Origin of the sequence: Streptomyces sp. NPDC058964 (assembly GCF_042741275.1) — a bacterium.
In the GTDB taxonomy this organism is placed as follows: Bacteria; Actinomycetota; Actinomycetes; order Streptomycetales; family Streptomycetaceae; genus Streptomyces.
The window spans coordinates 1-17,573 of sequence record NZ_JBHYKH010000155.1; the positions used below are offsets into that span (position 1 = coordinate 1).

At 69.8% G+C, this 17,573-nt stretch carries 14 protein-coding genes and 1 pseudogene; 7 read left to right on the forward strand and 8 right to left on the reverse strand.

The genetic code is table 11. The annotated features are described in order from the left end of the window. Nucleotides 1-307: 307 nt before the first annotated feature. Entirely contained in the window at nucleotides 308-1,210 is a 903-nt protein-coding gene (locus ACFW2E_RS20435) for a universal stress protein (RefSeq protein ID WP_384468327.1), read from the forward strand. Nucleotides 1,211-1,861: 651 nt separating this feature from the next. Here ACFW2E_RS20435 and adhE read toward each other — a convergent pair. After that, complete coding sequence (gene adhE / locus ACFW2E_RS20440; protein ID WP_384468329.1) at nucleotides 1,862-4,576, reverse strand: bifunctional acetaldehyde-CoA/alcohol dehydrogenase; 2,715 nt, start codon at nucleotides 4,574-4,576, stop codon at nucleotides 1,862-1,864. A 422-nt stretch (nucleotides 4,577-4,998) separates the two neighbouring features. On the opposite strand from adhE, the gene ACFW2E_RS20445 reads away from it, so the two are divergent. After that, nucleotides 4,999-6,003 (forward strand): Acg family FMN-binding oxidoreductase, encoded by a 1,005-nt coding sequence (locus ACFW2E_RS20445; protein WP_384468331.1) that lies wholly within the window; start codon nucleotides 4,999-5,001, stop codon nucleotides 6,001-6,003. A gap of 235 nt (nucleotides 6,004-6,238) precedes the next feature. On the opposite strand, the gene ACFW2E_RS20450 is transcribed toward ACFW2E_RS20445, so the two are convergent. The 3 genes from ACFW2E_RS20450 to ACFW2E_RS20460 all read right to left on the reverse strand — a co-directional run bounded on the left by ACFW2E_RS20450 (nucleotide 6,239) and on the right by ACFW2E_RS20460 (nucleotide 10,534). Continuing rightward, on the reverse strand, nucleotides 6,239-7,123 hold the full coding sequence (locus ACFW2E_RS20450; protein ID WP_384468333.1) for an STAS/SEC14 domain-containing protein: 885 nt from the start codon (nucleotides 7,121-7,123) through the stop codon (nucleotides 6,239-6,241). An 81-nt stretch (nucleotides 7,124-7,204) separates the two neighbouring features. Then, nucleotides 7,205-9,607, reverse strand: a complete 2,403-nt coding sequence (locus ACFW2E_RS20455; RefSeq protein ID WP_384468334.1) for a glycoside hydrolase family 65 protein — start codon at nucleotides 9,605-9,607, stop codon at nucleotides 7,205-7,207. A gap of 51 nt (nucleotides 9,608-9,658) precedes the next feature. Then, nucleotides 9,659-10,534 carry a universal stress protein gene (locus ACFW2E_RS20460; protein WP_384468352.1) on the reverse strand — a complete coding sequence of 292 codons (876 nt, stop codon included), beginning with the start codon at nucleotides 10,532-10,534 and terminating at the stop codon, nucleotides 9,659-9,661. 199 nt (nucleotides 10,535-10,733) lie between these two features. Here ACFW2E_RS20460 and ACFW2E_RS20465 point away from each other — a divergent pair, with 199 nt between their 5' ends. Then, on the forward strand, nucleotides 10,734-11,432 hold the full coding sequence (locus ACFW2E_RS20465) for a CBS domain-containing protein (protein ID WP_384468336.1): 699 nt from the start codon (nucleotides 10,734-10,736) through the stop codon (nucleotides 11,430-11,432). Here the strand turns inward: ACFW2E_RS20465 and ACFW2E_RS20470 are convergent. Then, entirely contained in the window at nucleotides 11,413-12,336 is a 924-nt protein-coding gene (locus ACFW2E_RS20470; RefSeq protein WP_384468338.1) for a DUF1918 domain-containing protein, read from the reverse strand. The genes ACFW2E_RS20465 and ACFW2E_RS20470 overlap by 20 nt on opposite strands. A 118-nt stretch (nucleotides 12,337-12,454) precedes the next feature. Here ACFW2E_RS20470 and ACFW2E_RS20475 point away from each other — a divergent pair, with 118 nt between their 5' ends. Then, the gene (locus tag ACFW2E_RS20475) at nucleotides 12,455-13,132 is read left to right on the forward strand and encodes a CBS domain-containing protein (RefSeq protein ID WP_384468340.1); all 678 of its coding nucleotides are present in this window, start codon (nucleotides 12,455-12,457) and stop codon (nucleotides 13,130-13,132) included. 88 nt (nucleotides 13,133-13,220) lie between these two features. Here ACFW2E_RS20475 and ACFW2E_RS20480 read toward each other — a convergent pair whose 3' ends face one another. From ACFW2E_RS20480 to ACFW2E_RS20490, 3 genes are all read right to left on the reverse strand, one after another. Next, nucleotides 13,221-13,508 carry a DUF1876 domain-containing protein gene (locus tag ACFW2E_RS20480; RefSeq protein ID WP_384468342.1) on the reverse strand — a complete coding sequence of 96 codons (288 nt, stop codon included), beginning with the start codon at nucleotides 13,506-13,508 and terminating at the stop codon, nucleotides 13,221-13,223. A gap of 28 nt (nucleotides 13,509-13,536) precedes the next feature. Further along, on the reverse strand, nucleotides 13,537-14,142 hold the full coding sequence (locus ACFW2E_RS20485; RefSeq protein WP_384468344.1) for a hypothetical protein: 606 nt from the start codon (nucleotides 14,140-14,142) through the stop codon (nucleotides 13,537-13,539). Nucleotides 14,143-14,287: 145 nt separating this feature from the next. After that, nucleotides 14,288-15,109 (reverse strand): universal stress protein, encoded by an 822-nt coding sequence (locus tag ACFW2E_RS20490; protein ID WP_384468346.1) that lies wholly within the window; start codon nucleotides 15,107-15,109, stop codon nucleotides 14,288-14,290. 196 nt (nucleotides 15,110-15,305) lie between these two features. Here ACFW2E_RS20490 and ACFW2E_RS20495 point away from each other — a divergent pair, with 196 nt between their 5' ends. From ACFW2E_RS20495 to ACFW2E_RS20505, 3 genes and pseudogenes are all read left to right on the forward strand, one after another. Continuing rightward, complete coding sequence (locus ACFW2E_RS20495) at nucleotides 15,306-16,175, forward strand: universal stress protein (RefSeq protein WP_384468348.1); 870 nt, start codon at nucleotides 15,306-15,308, stop codon at nucleotides 16,173-16,175. After that, nucleotides 16,168-17,142, forward strand: a pseudogene (locus tag ACFW2E_RS20500) (gluconate kinase); the annotation flags it as partial. The gene ACFW2E_RS20495 and the pseudogene ACFW2E_RS20500, both read left to right, overlap by 8 nt. A gap of 240 nt (nucleotides 17,143-17,382) precedes the next feature. Next, a partial coding sequence (locus tag ACFW2E_RS20505) for a DUF5133 domain-containing protein (protein WP_384468350.1) occupies nucleotides 17,383-17,573 on the forward strand: 191 nt, incomplete at its 3' end.

The window sequence follows — 17,573 nt, forward strand, 5'->3', positions numbered from 1 at the left end:
GACCATGAGTGCGCCGATCCTCGTGGGCTTCATGTCTGGGTCTCCTTCAGTGCTCGAACGGTCATCGTGAACTCCCTGTGCGGAGCTTCGTGTTCAGCCTCCCGCCTCGGTCGCCGCACAGGTATGGGCTGAGCGGGCACGGCAGCGGGCCGAGTGGCCCGCTTCCCCGGCTCGTCAAGTGCACTGCGCGCGACCCGGGACGAGGGCCCAACGGCCCCCGGGCAGGCCCCCGGCGGCCCCTCCCGGACAGGTGGCCACGGCACGAGGCTGATAGCGGGAAGAGTCCCCAACACCTGGAGGTGTCATCATGCTTCCGCCTGTCGTCGTCGGAGTGGACGGATCGGCCGAGAGCCTCGCCGCCGCGCAGTGGGCGGCCCGCGAGGCCGTACGCCGCGAGCGGCCGCTCCGTCTGGTGCACGCTTGGCCCTGGCACCCGAGCCGCGACGGAAAGGAGATCGACAACGCCGCGCAGCGACACCTCGCGGGGCGCGTCCTGCGGGAGGCGGAGGACCGCGTGTGCGCCGCGTATCCCGGTGTCCACGTGTCCGGCGAGCAGGCCGACGGCCCGGCGATCGCGGCTCTGCTGAAAGCGGCCGACGAGGCCGATCTGCTGGTCCTGGGTTCGCGCGGGCTCAGCGGCTTCACCGGTTTCCTCGTCGCTTCGGTCGCCCTCGGTGTGGTCGCGGGCGCGTCGCGGCCCGTCGTCCTGGTACGAGGGGGTGAGGAGGCCTCGGACGAGCACCTCCCGGCGGACGACGGGACCGCTTCGACCAGCACCGGTTACCGGGATGTGGTGCTCGGCGTCGACGTCGGCGAGCCCTGCGACGAAGTCATCGAGTTCGCCTTCGAGGCGGCCCGGCTCCGGAATGCCCGGCTGCGCGCCGTCCACGCCTGGCACCCGCCCGGTCCGCTCGGCCTCGGAGCCGGCGACATCGCCCTGGTGGACGATCCCCGGCGGCCCGACGAATGGCTGGGCTTCCTCAAGGCCGTGCTGCAGGTGTGGCGTGACAAGTACCCGGAGGTGGAGGTCCTCGAGACCGTGGCGCAGGACAAGCCCACGAACGTTCTGGTGCGCGCCGCGACCGGGGCGAGCCTGCTCGTCGTGGGCCACCGTCTCGCCGAGCGTCCCATCGGGCCGCGCACCGGGCCCACCACGCACGCCGCGATCCATCACGTCGACTGCCCCGTGGCCGTGGTGCCCCACGCATGATGCGCCCCTGAGTCATGCGTGTGCCCGCCGCTCCGGCGCCCGGTGACGGACGCGCTCGAGACCTCGGACGCGTTCTCCACAGGGGCGCCGGAGCGTGCGTGCCCGCGCTCAGTGGTCCACGCCAACGCACGGTGTCGGCGATCACGACCCGGCCGTCCCTGGGCGACATGAAGTACGCCGTGAGCAGAGCGGGTCGGTACGCCCGCCTTGCGGGGCGGCCCACGATGAAGACGACCTGAGCGTGGGGCGCCGGCCGACATGGTGCGGACGGCACCCCGTGGCCGTGACCGCGGCGGTCACGTTGCGCGCCGTGGGCGAGACGCGGTCTCCGTGCGGGAGGTACACGGCCGTGGCGATCCGCGTCGGTCCCACCCGGGGTTCCCCGATCCGCACGCGCACTGTCCGGGCCGTGGCGACGACGTGTCCGGTGCGGACGCACCACTGTCCGTGTCCCGGGCGCCGGGGGAGAGAAGCGGCGCAAAGAGCACGCAGCACGCGGCCGGCACGATGGCGCCCCGCCGACAGGTATGCGAGGCCGGCGTTCTGCTGTTCATGACGACCACCTCGGTCTTCGCAACCATCCCGCGCCGGCCAGAACATGGTCGAACAGCAGGGTGCCGACTGCCCGGCGCGGGATGGTCTGCGAGCCCGTCAGTGGCGCCCGCGGGGCCGGGGTCCCGCACCGTGCTTGCTGTCCTTGTCCGTGCCGGATCGACCGTGCGTGGTTCCGTAGTAGGCCGCGCGCATGAGGTCCTGCATGTCGTCGAGCATGGGCATACGCGGGTTGGCCGGTGCGCACTGGTCCTCGTAGGCGTTCATGGCCTGTTGGGGCAGCGAGGCCAGGAAGGCGCGCTCCTCGACACCGAGGTCCTGGAACGACGGCTCGATGCCCACCGCGTCGCGCAGGTGCTCCACCGCCGACGCGAGCGACTCGACGCCTTCCGCCGGGGTGTCGGCGGGCAGCGCGAGGGCGCGGGCGATGTCCTGGAAACGTTCCGGGGCACGATAGTTCTCGTACTTGGGCCAGCCGGTGAGCTTGGTGGGCGTAGTGCCGTTGTAGCGGATGACGTGGGGCAGCAGGACGGCGTTGGTACGGCCGTGCGCGATGTGGAAGGTGGCGCCGAGGGTGTGGGACATGGCGTGGACGATGCCAAGGAAGGCATTGCCGAAGGCCATGCCCGCGATGGTGCCGGCGTTGTGCATCTTCTCCTGTGCGTCGAAGCGTTGGGTGCGGTCGCACACGGCTGCCTCAATGTTGTCGAAGATGAGCCGGATGGCGTGCAGGGCGAGGCCGTCGGTGAAGTCGCAGGCGTAGACGGACACGTACGCCTCGATGGCGTGGGTGAGGGCGTCGAAGCCGCTGTCCGCGGCCAGGGCCGGGGGGAGTTCGGTGGTGAGCAGGGGGTCGATGATGGCGACGCTGGGGGTCAGCGCGTAGTCGGCCAGGGGGTACTTCTTACCGGTGACGGGGTCGGAGATCACCGCGAAGGGCGTGACCTCGGCCCCGGTGCCGGAGGTGGTGGGGATGCAGACCAGGCGCGCCAGCTCGCCGAGGACCGGGAAGCGGAAGGCGCGCTTGCGGATGTCGGAGAACTTGTGGCGCATGTCGGCGAAGTCGACGTCCGGGTGTTCGTAGAGCAGCCACATCACCTTGGCCGCGTCCATCGGGGAGCCGCCGCCGAGGGCGATGATGGTGTCCGGGCGGAAGTCGTGCATGAGGCGTGCGCCGCGCCGGACGGAGTCGATGCTCGGCTCGGGTTCGACATTGTCGATGATCTGGACGGTCACCGGCTCGTGCCGCCGCTGCAGGACGCGCGAGACGCGGTCGACGAAGCCGAGGCGGGTCATGGTGGCGTCGGTGACGATGGTGACGCGATGCACGTCCGGCATGGAGCCCAGGTAGCGGATGGCCTGCGGCTCGAAGTAGATCTTCGGCGGGACCTTGAACCACTGGAGGTTGTTGCGGCGCACCGAGACCCTCTTGACGTTGAGCAGTTGGGCGGCGGAGACGTTGTTGGAGACCGAGGTGCTGCCCCATGAACCGCAGCCCAGGGTGAGGGAGGGCAGCAGGCTGTTGTAGATGCCGCCGATGGCGCCTTGCGAGGAAGGGGAGTTGACGATGATCCGCACGGTCTTCATGCGCCTGCCGTAGGCCTCCGCCAGTGCACGGTCCTCGGTGTGGATGACGGCGCTGTGTCCCTGCCCGTGGAAGGCGACCATGTCGGCGGCGAGGTCGAAACCGTGCTCCGTCGAGTCGGCGCGAAGCACGGCCAGGACCGGGCAGAGCTTCTCACGGGTCAACGGCTCTTCCGGGCCGACGCGTTCCGCTTCGACCAGGATGAGCGAGGTGTCGGCGGGCACGGTGAAGCCGGCGTGCTCGGCGATCCAGGCCGGGCTCTGGCCGACGGCCGCGGCGTTGACCTTCGGCTCGCAGCCTGTGCCCGCTGCTTTGCCGGTCGGGAACAGGAAGGCCTCCAGTGCGGCCTTCTCCTCGGCGGTCGCCAGATGCGCGTGCAGGGTGCGGAACTCGGCAAGGGCCGCGTCGTAGATCTCGTCGTCCAGGACGACGGCCTGTTCGGAGGCGCAGATCATGCCGTTGTCGAAGGACTTGGACAGGACCAGGTCGTTGACGGCCCGGCGCAGCTTGGCGCTCTTGTGCACATAGGCGGGAACGTTGCCGGCGCCGACTCCCAGGGCGGGCTTGCCGGCCGAGTAGGCCGCCTTGACCATGGCGTTGCCGCCGGTGGCGAGAATCAGCGAGATGCCGGGGTGGCGCATCAGAACGCCCGTCGCTTCCACGGACGGGGTCTCGATCCACTGGATGCAGTGCTCCGGAGCGCCGGCGGCGACGGCTGCCTTCCATACGATCCGGGCGGCTTCCGTGCTGCACCGCTGGGCCGAGGGATGGAAGGCGAAGACGACCGGGTTACGCGTCTTCAGCGCCATCAGTGCCTTGAAGATCGTGGTGGAGGTCGGGTTGGTGACGGGCGTGATGGCGCACACCACGCCGACCGGCTCGGCGACCTCGATCATGTCCTCGATGTCGTCGCGGGCGATGACGCCCACCGTCTTCATGGGGCCCATGCTGTGCGTGACGTGCTCACAGGCGAACATGTTCTTGGCGGCCTTGTCCTCGAAGACGCCGCGCCCCGTCTCCTCGATGGCGAGCCGGGCCAGGCCCGTGTGCTGGTCCAGAGCGGCGACCGACGCCTTCTTGACGATGTGGTCGACCTGTTCCTGCGTGAGGGCCTCGTAGTCGGACAGCGCCTTGAGCCCGTTGGTGACCAACCGGTCGACGGCAACGGCGATGTCGGACGGCGTCCTCTCGCTGGCCGCGGCCTCGGTGCCGACGTCGTGACTGGTCATGGTGTGCGCCTCCGTTGACGAGTGCCGCCAGGACTGTCCTGCGGCGTGTGGACGGAGCAGCACCGTGCGGACCGGCACCGCTCATGTTCCAACTCTCGTCCGGTCGAGTCCCGTGTTCCCAGGTGCCGTTGGTCCCTCTCGAGGGCTGATCGGCACGGGCGTTCGGTGCGAGAGAGCCGCGTGGCACCTCCTGTTTGGATCGGTTACCGGCCAAATGCGATGCGGGGCCCGATCCATCCGGCCGGACGGTCGACCCCACGATCCGGGCTTGATATCCAGGACCAGGCCGATTACACAGAGCGGTGCCTCATGCGCGTTCTGTACGTGAATTGCGCAGGGATGTCCGAGGCCGACGGGCGGATACTGGAACCGGGCCGGTGATCCGGCGATCCGGTGACCGCGTGGTGCGTGAGGAGGGAGCGATGAACACAGGGCAGGTGGATGCGAAGGCGGTGGCGGAGATTGTCGCAGCAGCCGTGGCCGCGCCGTCCATGCACAATGCGCAGCCGTGGCGGTTCCGCTTCGTGACGAGCGACGGTTCCCTCCTCCTCTTCGCCGACCTGGACCGCGCGATGCCCAAGTCCGATCCCGACAACCGGGCGCTGCACATCGGCTGTGGGGCGGCGCTGTTCAACTTGCGCGTGGCCGCGGCGCATGCCGGGTTCTCCCCAGCGGTCCGTCTGCTGCCGGAGCCCGCGGAACCGCTGCTGCTCGCCCGTGCCGATCTGGGCGCGGCGCATGTGGCCGCGCCGCACGAGGAGGACCTCGCGCGCCTGAGCCCCGCGATCGCCCAGCGGCACACCAGCAGATATCCCTTCGAGGAGAAGGACATCCCCGAGGACGTACGGGCCGCGTTGCGGGCGGCGGCCGTCCGGGAGGGCGCCGAGTTGCAGTTCCCCGGGCCCTGGCACCTGGAAACGGTGCTCGAGCTGGTCCGTGACGCGGAGAGCCGTGACACTCTGGATCCCGAGGGTGCGGCGGAACTGCGCCGCTGGACCCGGCTCGGTCCGGAGGCCGACATCGCCACTGACGGCGTTCCCGAGTACGCGTTCGGGCCTCGAATGAGGGACGGCAGGGTCCCGCTGCGTGACTTCGCCGGTCGCCGGCCGGTGGCCGACCGCGGCGCCACCGTCTTCGAGAAACATCCTCACCTGGCACTGCTGAGCACGCCGGGCGACGCGGCCGACGACTGGCTGCGCGCCGGCCAGGCGATGGAGCGGGTCCTGCTGGAGGCGACCATGGCCGGACTTGCCACCTCGCTGACGTCGCATGCCCTGGAGAGCCGGGATCTTCGTCTGCTGGCTCGCGATCCGGTGGTGGGGACGGGCCACGTCCAGATGGTGCTGCGCCTGGGCTACGGACCTCAGGGGCCCAGCACCCCGCGCCGTCCGGTCCGTGAGGTTCTCGACATCGCCCAGCAGCCGTAGCGGGCTGCGCCACGACGGCCGGCCCTGAGCCGCCCGGCTCGTGCGGATCCGTGACCTGCTGGTGGGCGTCTGCCCGCGCTGCCGCCAACGTGGTGGCGTCGGTCCGCGAGCTCGCCCGTCAGCTCCTGCGGTGGTTGAGCGGATCAAGGACAACGGCCCGCTGACGCGCGGGGGCTCTCCGCACCGGTGATCGCGCCGAGATCATGGGGGGGCGCCATCGAGCACCCCTGTCGTATCAGCCCGCGTCGGCAGGGGTGCGGTCTGGTGGGCTCGAGGCCCAGGCGACGGCGTCGTCGAGTTCGTCGTATCCGAACCGCCGCACTTCGGCCTCGACGAAGTGGTTCGCCAAAGGAGGCGCGAGTCCGGCCAGCCTGCTGTCCGCAGCCAGCGCGACCCTCCTGACCCTACGATGGTGATCACGGACGAAACGCACGTGTCTGAGCAGGCTCCCGATGTTCTCCCAGCCAGGAAAGTCGCGAGCGTGCACCACGACACCGGCCAGTGCATCGTGGGTTTCGAGCCAACTGTCGGCGGTCTGCGCCAGTGCGTCGAAGTCCTGCACACGCAGGGGCTGTTCGACCTCGACCATGAGCACCTCGGACTCGGGCAGAAGCTGGTGGGACACGCCAGGGCCTTCAGGCAGTGAGACAAGCCAGTCCAGGGCCTCCTCGCGATCCTGGTTGCCGAAGACGCGCACCGGACAAGGCATCAGGAACCTCGCGAGCCGGGTCGACTCCCGGATCCAGCCGATGTCGGTGACGACGGCGCATCCCTCGAACAGCCGCATGGCGCCGAGGCCGACCTTGAGGTCCTCCCACCCGGCTGCCGGGGTGAACGACCGGAATTCCGGGCCGCATTCGTACAGGAGTCGGATGGGGCGCCCCTCGCGGCGCGCTTCGTCGACGAGTGGCTCGATCACCGCTTCGTAGTCGTCCTTCGACACCGTGCCGATCGCTTTGACGGCGTCGACCCCTGCGGGTGTGTCCTGGGCTCTTTCAAGCATGCCTTTCCTCTCCCGGGGCGGGTGCGGCGCGAAGCCTCGGACGACGACGAGGACGGGCATCGAAGTCGATGCATCCGCGCACTCGAGGCTCACCGCCACCGCCGCCAGAACCGACATGAATCGGCACTTCTCTTCTCATCATGGCGAGAGGTCGAGATCTTCGCGACCGAGCCCTGGCAAGCCGGGGCGGGATACGGATCAACTCTCCGGCAGTACGAGCGTGCACGTCTCCCCGGGTGCGATGGTCACGGCCCGGTCGGCCAGCACCACGCGGATCGGTGTCTCCTCGGAGACAGGCACACCTATCTCCAACTGCGTGCTGCGGCGTCGTACGCCAACCCCCCAGTGGCCGCGATAGCGCAGCGAGAACCCGTACTCCGACAGGGGAGGAAGAGGCACCGGATCCAGCCACAGCGCGTCCCCGCGTGGCTCCAGCCCCGTCAGGCCGCGCTGCACCAGGTCGAGCGTTCCCGCCATGGCTCCGAGGTGGATGCCCTCACCGGTCGTCCCGCCCTGGATGTCGGCGACGTCCGCTTCCAGGGCCTCTTGGACGTACTGCCACGCCTCGCCTCGTCTGGCCCTGGCGAGGACCAGGCCGTGGACGAGCCCGCTGAGTGTGGAGCCGTGGCTGGTGCGCCGCAGGTAGTAGTCGACGGTTCTGCGCCAGACCTCGTCGTCCAGGTCGTATCCGAGGCGCAGGAACAGCTGCCGCAACTCCGCGGGCGAGAACAGGTAGCCGAGCATGAGGACGTCGGCTTGCTTGGACGCCTTGTAGCGATTGACCGTGTCGCCCTCGGCCTCGAGGATCCGGTCCAGCCGCCGGATGCTGCCGTAGCGCGTGCGATAGGCGTCCCAGTCGAGCTCTTCGAGGCCGCCGTATCCCTCGAACTGGCTGATGACGCCCTCGTGGAACGGGACTCGCAAACCACGGGAGATCTCCTCCCACTCAGGGAGCTCAGCACTTTCCAGCCGGACGCGTTCGAACAGTTCCTCGCGGCGCCACACGGGAAGGCGCCGCAGGAGCTCCAAGGCGCGGGTGAGGACCCAGGCGGCGGTGACATTGGTGTACGTGTTGTCGTCCAGCCCCGGCACGGCGGCACCGGGATAGCTGTCGTGATATTCGTCAGGGCCGACCACACCGCGGATTCGATAGCGTTCCAGGTCGCGGTCGAAGACGGCGAGGCCCGCCCAGAAGCGGGCGATCTGCAGCAGCATCTCCGCGCCCTTGGTGTGCAGATACTCCGTGTCACCGGTGGCCTCGCAGTACTGCCACACGTTGTAGGCGATCGCCGAGCCCACATGGTGCTGCAACCGGGAGTGGTCGGGCAGCCAGTGCCCTGAGCGGGGATTGAGGTGCCACTCCTGGCTCTCCTCGCGGCCGTCGCTGCCGCTCTGCCAGGGATACATGGCCCCGGCCCGGCCGATCGCCGCCGCCGCCCGGCAGGCCCGTGGCAGGCGCCGGTAGCGGTAGTTCAGCAGCCCCCGGGAGACCTCCGGGAAGTGCAGGTTGAGGTACGGCAGGACGAAGAGCTCGTCCCAGAAGACATGGCCGCGGTAGGCCTCGCCGTGCAGCCCCCGCGCCGGGACGCCCACGTCCAGGTCCGCGGTGTGCGGTGACAGCGTCTGCAGAACGTGGAAGAGGTGGAGGCGCAGGACTCGACCGGCTTCGCCGGGCACCTGTATGTCCGCACGTCGCCACAACCGCTCCCACGCGGCGACGTGGGAGTCGAACAGGTGCGGGAAGTCCGCCGCCGTGGACACCCGGTCGACCGCTGCGCCCAGCGGATCGCTGATCGCTGTGTCGCGCGAGATGTGCAGCGCCACGGTCTTCTCCACGGTGACGGGCCGATCGGGAGCGATCGAAACCACCAGGCGGTGGACGGCACGATGGCGGCCCGGACGAAGATCCGACGAGACCGGAGCCGGGCCGCCCGCGACCGTCGTTCGCGCGGCCATGGCGACAGCGATGTCCGATGTGCTGGTCCGGCAGCTCAGCCAGACCGTGTGCGGCTCCAGAGCCCCGGTCCGCACAAGGGTCACATGGTGGCGGTTGAGGGAGCGGTAACGGTGAACATTGCCGTTGATCACCTCCCCGTCGAGAGAGGACTCGATCTCGATCTCTCCCGACCAGTCCTCGGCGGTGAAGGTCGTCCGCAGAGCGCCCAGGTGAGGGTCCCCCATGTGCACCAGGCGGGTCTGCTCGACGCCCAGTACGCCCGCCGTGTCGCTCCGGAGACGGAAGGCGCGGGTGAGGGTGGCGCGGCGTAGATGCAGGGTGTGCCGGTGGTCCAGGAGGACATGCGTGTCCGGGGAGAACCATGGCCCCCAGGCTCCCGCGGCGCGGCGCAGACGGAACCGGAGCGGCAGCCAGTTCGGGAGGTTGACGAGATCCTCGTTCACCACCTGCCGCCCCGCCGCAGCCGACTCCAGGCGGTTGTAGCAGCCGGCAACGTAGGTTCCCGGATAGTGCACGAGGCCTGCCCGGCATTCGGGGACCGCGCCCCGCGTGGCGAAGTAGCCGTTTCCGAGCGTGCACAGCGATTCACGCAACCGCTCGGCTGCGGGGGCGTAGCCGGTCCATTCCCACGTCCAGTCCGACATCCGCCGCCCTCACCTCTCCTCCGGAGCCGTTGCAGGCTCGAGGGCCGGGCCTCAGAAAGGCCGGGGGACGACGGCGACCGGGCACTCCGAGTGGTGCAGCAGGGCGTGAGCGGTTCTGCCGAGCTGCAGGCCGAAGTGGCCGTGCCGGCGCGCGGCGCCGACGACAACCAGGTCGGCCTCGGCCGATGCCTCCAGCAGAACGCGGTGGGCAGGGCCTTCGACCGGCCTGCGGTCGACATCGACCCGAGGGTGCTCGTGAACGGCCTCGCGCAGTGCCTCGTCGAGGCCGGTCGAGGCTCGCTCCTCGCGCAGCCGGGCCGCGTCGTCCGCGATCAGCATGTGGTCCACGGGCTCGTGGGCCGGGTTGCGCCAGGCCCGTACGGCCGCCAGGGCGCAGCCGCGCGCCTCGGCCTCGTGGACGGCGAACCGTACGGTTCCCGCGTCGGCGCTCGCGTCCGCGACCCCCACCACCACCCGGCCGGCCGCCCCACGGCGGTTCCGTTCCGCGCCGCGGACAACGATGACCGGGCACTCGGCGCGAGCCGCGACCGCGAGGCTGACCGACCCCAGCAGCATCCCGACGATGTCGCCACGCCCACGAGAACCGGTGACCAGGGCGAACGCCTCAGGTCCCGCACCCAGCAGCACGGACACGGCATCGTCGGGCAGTGCCTCGCCCGACGCCTTGACCTCGGGGTTGCGAAGCCGAGCCCGTTCCAGGCAGGAGGAGATGATGTGCTGCGCCATGACCTCCTCAGCGGGACGGTCGGTCGTGAAGGACGGTTGGGCTCCTTCGTAACGCTCCCAGAGGGAGCCGTGCACCAGGCGCAGCGGCACACCGTGCCGGGCCGCCTCGTCCACCGCCCAGTCGACGGCCAGCAAACTGGAGTCCGATCCGTCGACGCCCACGATCAGCGGGAGTTCCATCGCCGCCACCGCCTTCTTCGTCCGGCTGCCCAAAGCTCCACCTGTCAATACCGTCGCACCGTCCGGGAGCCGCCGCGACATACCGGCCCGGTCCCGGATCGGGCGGCCTTCGGCCGGATTGCGGCACGCCGAGTCGCGGTGATGCTGGAGGCATACGGCCGAAAACCCATGCCACCGCGGGCCACTGAAGGACCAGGACATGCCTGACGCTCCCCACATCGTGAGCGATGTGATGACCTTTCCCGTGGTGGCCGTCGGGCGGGACACGCGGTTCAAGGAGATCGTGCGGGTCATGCAGCACGGGCGGGTCAGTGCCGTGCCGGTGGTGGAGGGCGCGGGCCGGGTGGTCGGTGTCGTCTCAGAGGCCGACCTGCTGCCCAAGGAGGAGTTCCGGGATCACGGGCTCACCCGCCACGATCGGATCCGTCGCCGGTCCGCCCTGGCCAAGGCCGAGGCGCTTACCGCCGAGGAGCTCATGAGCACGCCGGCTGTCACGGTCCGGCCCGACGTCATCCTGGCCCAGGCAGCCCGCATCATGGCCAAGGAGCACGTCAAGCGACTGCCCGTGGTGGACGACGAGGACAGGCTTTCGGGCATCGTCAGCCGGGGCGACCTGTTGAAGGTCTTCCTGCGCCCGGACGAGGACATCGAGGAGGAAGTCCGCCGCACCGTCGTCTCGTACCTCTTCCCGGCGGTCGGGCACGCCATCCATGTGTCCGTGCGGGACGGCGTCGTCACCCTCCGCGGACGCGTCCACGACACCTCGCTCATCTGGGTCGCCGAGCGACTCGTCCGCGCTTTGGAGGGCGTTGTCGGCGTCGAGGCACGGCTCAGCGGCGAGGATCCCGCCTCGGCCGGCCCTGCGGGCCGTGCGGCGTCTATTGATCGCCCGGAGTGATGCGACGGCCCGAGAGGCTTGTCGGCCGGATCGACACCCACATCTCGCGCTTCCCGCCGGCCCATGGCGTGGAGTGGGCGTGCTCGGCGAGCCTGCGGACGGCGTCGGGTTCGGTCACGACGCTCGCCGGGCCGACGGCGAGCACGCTCCAGCCCTGGCTCAGCGCCTCGTCCAGGTGATCGACCTCGAAGGCGACCTCCGTTTCCACGGCCGCTGCGGCCACGGAGTCGGGCGCCGTCCGGTAGACGATGGTTTCATCGATGATGTCGTAGTTGACCGGGACAACCGCCGGTCGGCCACGGGAATCGGACACTGCGACGCGCCCGACACCGTGTGTGGCCAGCAGAGTGCGGCATTCGTCCGGGCCGAGGTCCCGCAGGTGCGGATGAAGTAGTGCGTGGCCTTGGCCGGGCGGGAGATCCATGCCTGCGCCCAGCAGAGCGGTGGCTGTGGTGCCCAGCGCGTCGGCCAGCCTGATGAGAGTCGCCATCGTGGGGTCGGCGGGCTGCTCCTCCAGGTATGCCAGGTAACGGGGCGACATCCTGGCGCGGTGGGCTGCTACTTCCAGGCTGAGTCCCCGTCTGCGGCGTTCGACACCCACGCGTCGGCCGATGTCGCCGGGGTTGGCCGCCGCCGCGGCAGGGAAAACGGCTCCGGACACAGGCTGCGTGCCTACGGCGCCGGCCTGTGTCCCAAGGACGGTCTCGGGGCGTCCGTGTTCGAGATGGTGGATGTGCGCGTCGGGTCCGGGGAAGACGAGCGACACTTCGTCCGTGTCCGACCAGCGCACGTCGTACGGAGGTGTGCCGTCCTCGTGGTGGAGTCCGATGATCTCGCCGTCGCGCTTGGCGCCGCCGGTCTTCGGACTTTCGATGACGATTTGGTCGCCGAGGTGAGCTCGCATGATCGCCGCCCTCTGCTCAGAATGGTGCTGTATTCCAACCTGCCACGCGGGACACACCGCCGCATGGGACGAGAGCCCCCGTATCCGCGAGGTGGGCACCGCGTATCCGGGAGGCGACATGCACCATCGAACGGTCGATGAGCTCATGACCAGGAACGTCGTTCGAGCTCGGCGTGACACGCCGTTCAAGGAACTGGTCAGACTGCTGACGGAGAACGATGTCACAGCCGTACCCGTGGTGGACGATCTGGAGCGTCCCATGGGCGTGGTGTCCGAGGCCGACCTGCTGCGCAAGAGCGCCGATCAGGCCGATCCGTCAGGCAGGGTTCCGCTCCCGAACCTCGAGGCTTGGGAGCGTGCCAAGGCCGAGGGCTCTCGCGCCGAGGAACTGATGTCCGCTCCCGCCGTGTGCGCGCGTCCGGAGTGGAACGTTGTCGAGGCCGCCCGCCTCATGGAGGCTCAGCACGTCAAGCGGCTGCCTGTCGTGGACGAGGCGGACCGGCTGCTGGGCATCGTCAGCCGGGGCGATCTGCTCCGGGTCTTCCTGCGCCGTGACGACGCCATTCGCGAGGAGATCACCGGGGAGCTGCTGCGGCGCACGATGGGCATCGATCCCTCACAGGTGACGGTCGAGGTCCGCGACGGACGGGTCGAACTCGGCGGCTCCGTGGAATTCCGGAGCCTGATCCCCGTCATCGAGCAGCTGTGCCACGGCGTCGACGGCGTTGTCTCGGTCGCCGGCCACATCGACTACCGCACGGACGACGACGCCCGCCGTTTCCCCACCGTCACCTGACGAGGGCGGCCGACACGGTTGCCGAGGGCTGCCTCCGAGGTGTCACACGCGATCTGTCATCGATCGTCCTTCCTCGAACCCGCCGGATTCACGTGAGCCATCCGGCGGGCTGACGCGTGCTCGACTGCCGCGCATCCACGCCTTGGATGTCGCCTTCGGCTGCGTTCAGCAACTGGTGGGCAAGGTCGTGCATGGCCCGGCCTGCCGCCAGTTCGTCACCGATCTCCGGCACGTTCGTGTCCGCCGGATGGCAGTGTGCGGTTCCGTGACCGGTGAGGGCCGTGGTTCCGGTGTCCAGCACCAGGTGTGCCTTGGTCGTTCCGTCGTCGTCCTCGAACAGGTGGAGACGAACCTTCCATTCGGCCGTGTGCGACATTGCCTTCCTCCTCACTGTCGACCGTCGGTCACCGGTGGAAGCGCCCGGACCACAGCGGCTCCACCAGATTCCATTCGACGTCCCACTGCGCGTACCTCCTCCGGTCCAGCGCACGGCGCATCGCTGCCCTTGCCGCGCAGACCCCGGCGACCACACCGAGCGCCGCCACGGCGCCCACGAACCAGCCGTTGGACTGCGCGGCGACCGGGTTCATCGGTGCATCGGCGATGGCCCCGTCCCGGTTCGCCCACACCCGCACCGTGGCGCCCTTGGGAGTCCCCGGTTCCACAAGCGTGGTTCCCGTCCGTGCGATGCCGTTCGGCTCGGTCCAGCGGATCCGCGCCGGTCGCTTCGCCGCACGGTCGTCGCCCGGCACGCTCGACGTCAGTCTGGCGGTGACCTCGTGTCGTTGCGCTGCCTGGGCTTGCACGGTGCGCATGGATGTCTCGTACGCGGTCAGCCCCGCGCCGAGCGCAGCGGCCGGCAGTCCGAGGACGAGGACGCACATCAGCACACCGCGGAACCAGGATTCGACTCTGTCGGACGTACGCCGCAGAGGGTTCGCCCCGTGCCGTGCGTCTCCTTTGCGCGGCCGGAGCGGACCGGACGCGAACGGCGGTATGCGTGCGCTCATGATGCGGCCTCCAGCGCGTCGCTGGCTGGTTCTCCACTGCGTTCCACGATCGAACAGCAGCCGGCGGCGGTCATGGGGCCGAAAGTCCCTGTGGACCGGCGTCCGGCCCCGGGGCGCCGGCACGGCCCGTACCAGCCGGCCGCGGTCATATGTGTGGTACGACCACGGTGGGACACGGCGCGTGGTGCAGGAGGGCATGATTGACCAGTCCCAGTTGCAGACCCCTGTGCACAAGTCGCGGGCGGGCGCCGACGACCAGAAGGTCTGCCCCTGATGCCGCTTCCAGCAGTGCCGGGCGTGCCGGTCTCTCGATCAGCCGCCGCTCGACGAGGATGTCGCTGTACCGCTCCACCGGCCCAAGTAGGGCGTCGTCGAGCACCTGAGCCGGTGGGCGGCGGTGTGCCTCCAGGGGCCACGACGGGGCTCGAGGCGTACTGAAAGCACCGGACGGTGCGCTCCAGGCGTGCACCACCACCAGCCGACAGCGCCGCACCCGGGCCTCGCGGAACGCGAATTCCAGAGCCGTGCCGCTGCTCTCCTCGTCCTCGACGCCGACGACGATGTTCTCGAACTGGGCATGCCGGTGCGCCACCGTGCCGCGGACCACGACGACCGGGCAGTCGGCTCGCGCAGCCACGGCGAGGCTGACCGAGCCCAGGAGCATGTCGGTGAGGTCTCCGCGCCCTCTGGATCCCAGTACCAGCGCCAAGGCGTTGCGCCCCTTGTCGATCAGGGCGGAGGCTGCGTCCTCGTGCGACACCTCGCTGGTCAGCCGCACTGTGGGAGCGCCCGACCTGGCCCGCTCCGATGCGGCGGTCATCAGGTCCGAATCTTCGAGGAGGCTCCCGGCCGCCGCGTGCACGATGTGGAGCGAAACCCCGTGCCGCACCGCCTCGTCGGCGGCCCAGTCGACCGCTTCCAGGCTCGCCTCGGATCCGTCGACGCCGACCACCACGGGAATCCGCACCGTCCTGGTCTCCTCTCGCGCCGGTCTCCACGCCTACCGCCCCTCCTCCACCGGTCCACATGCGGCGCGGAGGGGGTCGGGGTGATCCTCGAATGAGAGAACGCACTCCGCGCGGCATGCCCGCTGTCCGGACCGCCCATTCGATCGGACCCGTCCACCGTCATTTCCAGCTTCGTACGAGACGGAGGCCACCGCCATGCAACCAGCCGTAACCGTAGGCCTCGACGGCTCGCCCGAAAGCCTTGCCGCCGCTCGCTGGGCCGCCGACGAGGCCGAGAAGCGCAGTCTCACCCTGCGCCTGATGCACGCGTGGCCGCTGCTGGCCCCCGAGCCGGCCCGCGTTCCCGCAGAAGTCGATCAGAACTACTGGGCGAAGCGTCTCGTCCACACTGCGCGAGCGGAGCTGCAGGCGCTCCACCCGGGCCTGTCCATTGTCGGGGACCTGGTTGCCGACGACGCTCAGAGTGCTTTGCTCCAGGCGGCATCGGAATCGGAGATGACGGTGCTCGGTTCGCGTGGTCTGGAGGCTGTCGAAAGTTACTTCCTGGGTGACATCAGCATGCCCGTCGTGGCACAGGCCGAGCGGCCGGTCGTCCTGGTCCGCGCCGAACCCCGGGAGCAAGGACTGCACCCGGGACCGGCGAGGCGCGTGGTCGCGGCCCTGAAGCTGCACGGATCCTCCGACGCAGTGCTCGACTTCGCCTTCCACACGGCTGCGGCCCGAGGCGTTCCTCTGCTGGCCGTTCACGGCCGGAGCGTGCCGCTCCATGCGCGGGTGCCCTGGGGCCTGGACCACGAGGTCACCGAAGAGATGACGCGGGAAGCACATGAGCAACTGAGCGAGGTGCTCCACCTGTGGCGGGAGAAGTACCCCCGGGTGGACGTCTTCGACAGTGTCCGCCTCACAAGCCCGGCCAAGGCCGTTGTCCAGGCCGCCGAAGGCGCCGCGCTGCTGGTCGTGGGCCGTCGCCGGCATCGGCACGGTCCGGGGCCCCACTTGGGCCCCGTGGTGCAGGCCGCCATTCATCACGGGCGCTGCCCCGTCGCCGTCGTCCCCCATGACTGAGCCCGGTCGCCGAGAGACAGCGGCGGGGTCGGCGCCCCGAGCAGACGTGTTCGAGACCCACACCGCGATTGTCTTCTTCGCCTGCGACCGTGCCTACAAGGTCAAGAAGCCAGTCGATCTGGAGTTCCTGGACTACACCACGGTGGAGGCCCGCCGCGCCGCTTGCGAGCGCGAAGTCGCTCTCAACCGCCGCTTCGCCCCCGACGTCTACCTGGGTCTGGGCGAGTTCCACGGCCCGGACGAGAAGGCGCCCGAACCCCTGGTGATCATGCGCCGTATGCCGGCGGACCGTCGCCTCTCCCGCCTCGTACGAGAAGGAGCCACCGTCGACGACGCCCTCCGCGCCGTCGCCCGGCACCTCGCCGCCTGGCACGCGGTCGCGCCCCGGGGCCGCGAAGTGGACGAACAAGGCACGCGCGATGCGCTCTTGTCGCGTTGGGAGGCCAGCTTCGCGCAGGTCCATGAACTGACCGATGTCGGCTTCCGCACCGACGGGGTGACCGACGTCGAGCGGCTGGTCCGACGCTATCTCGCCGGGCGCGAGCGGCTGTTCGAGTCCCGTATCGAGCAGGGGCGAGTGGTCGACGGCCACGGCGACCTCCTCGCCCAGGACATCTTCTGCCTGGACGACGGTCCCCGCGTCCTGGACTGCCTGGAGTTCGACGACCGTCTCCGTTACGTCGACGGCCTGGACGACGCCGCCTTCCTCGCCATGGACCTGGAACAACTCGGCGCCCCAGAGGCCGCGGCGTATTTCCTCGCCCAGTACGGCGAGTACTCCGGCGATCCCGGGCCACCCTCTCTGTGGCACCACTACGTCGCCTACCGCGCCTTCGTCCGCGCCAAGGTCAGCCTCATCCAGGCCGGGCAGGGCTCGCCCGGCGCGGAGGCGGCGTCACGGCGGCTGGTCTCCACGGCACTGCGACACCTGCGCACCTCTGCCGTCTGCCTCACCCTCGTCGGGGGTGAACACCCCCGCCGCCACAACACCCCACCCCCCCCCCCCCCCCGCTATTTTGTTCCTGTTGTGGTGGGCTGGTTTTTGTTTATAAGAGACAGCTCCAGGCCCTGTCCACCGACTGAGCCGGGCACTGGTCCCCTGGCCTCTGGCCGCCGGTGCGGGAACGCACCGGAATGGCGGCCGGGAGCCGGGGCACGCGGGTCGGTGTATGACCCACGTGAGCGATGGTGACAAGGGAGACTCCCGATGCTCTTGGCACACCCCGTCGTGCTGAAGAACCTCATCGAGCAGTACGAGAGGTTGCGCGCCCTGCACGCCGAAGACGGCACCGAGGAGGGGCGTCGGCGTATGGAAGACGTCGCTTACACGCTGTGCGTGTCGACCGGGACCCGCGACATCCACGCCGCCCACGTCGCCCCCCCCCCCCGGCATCCCCG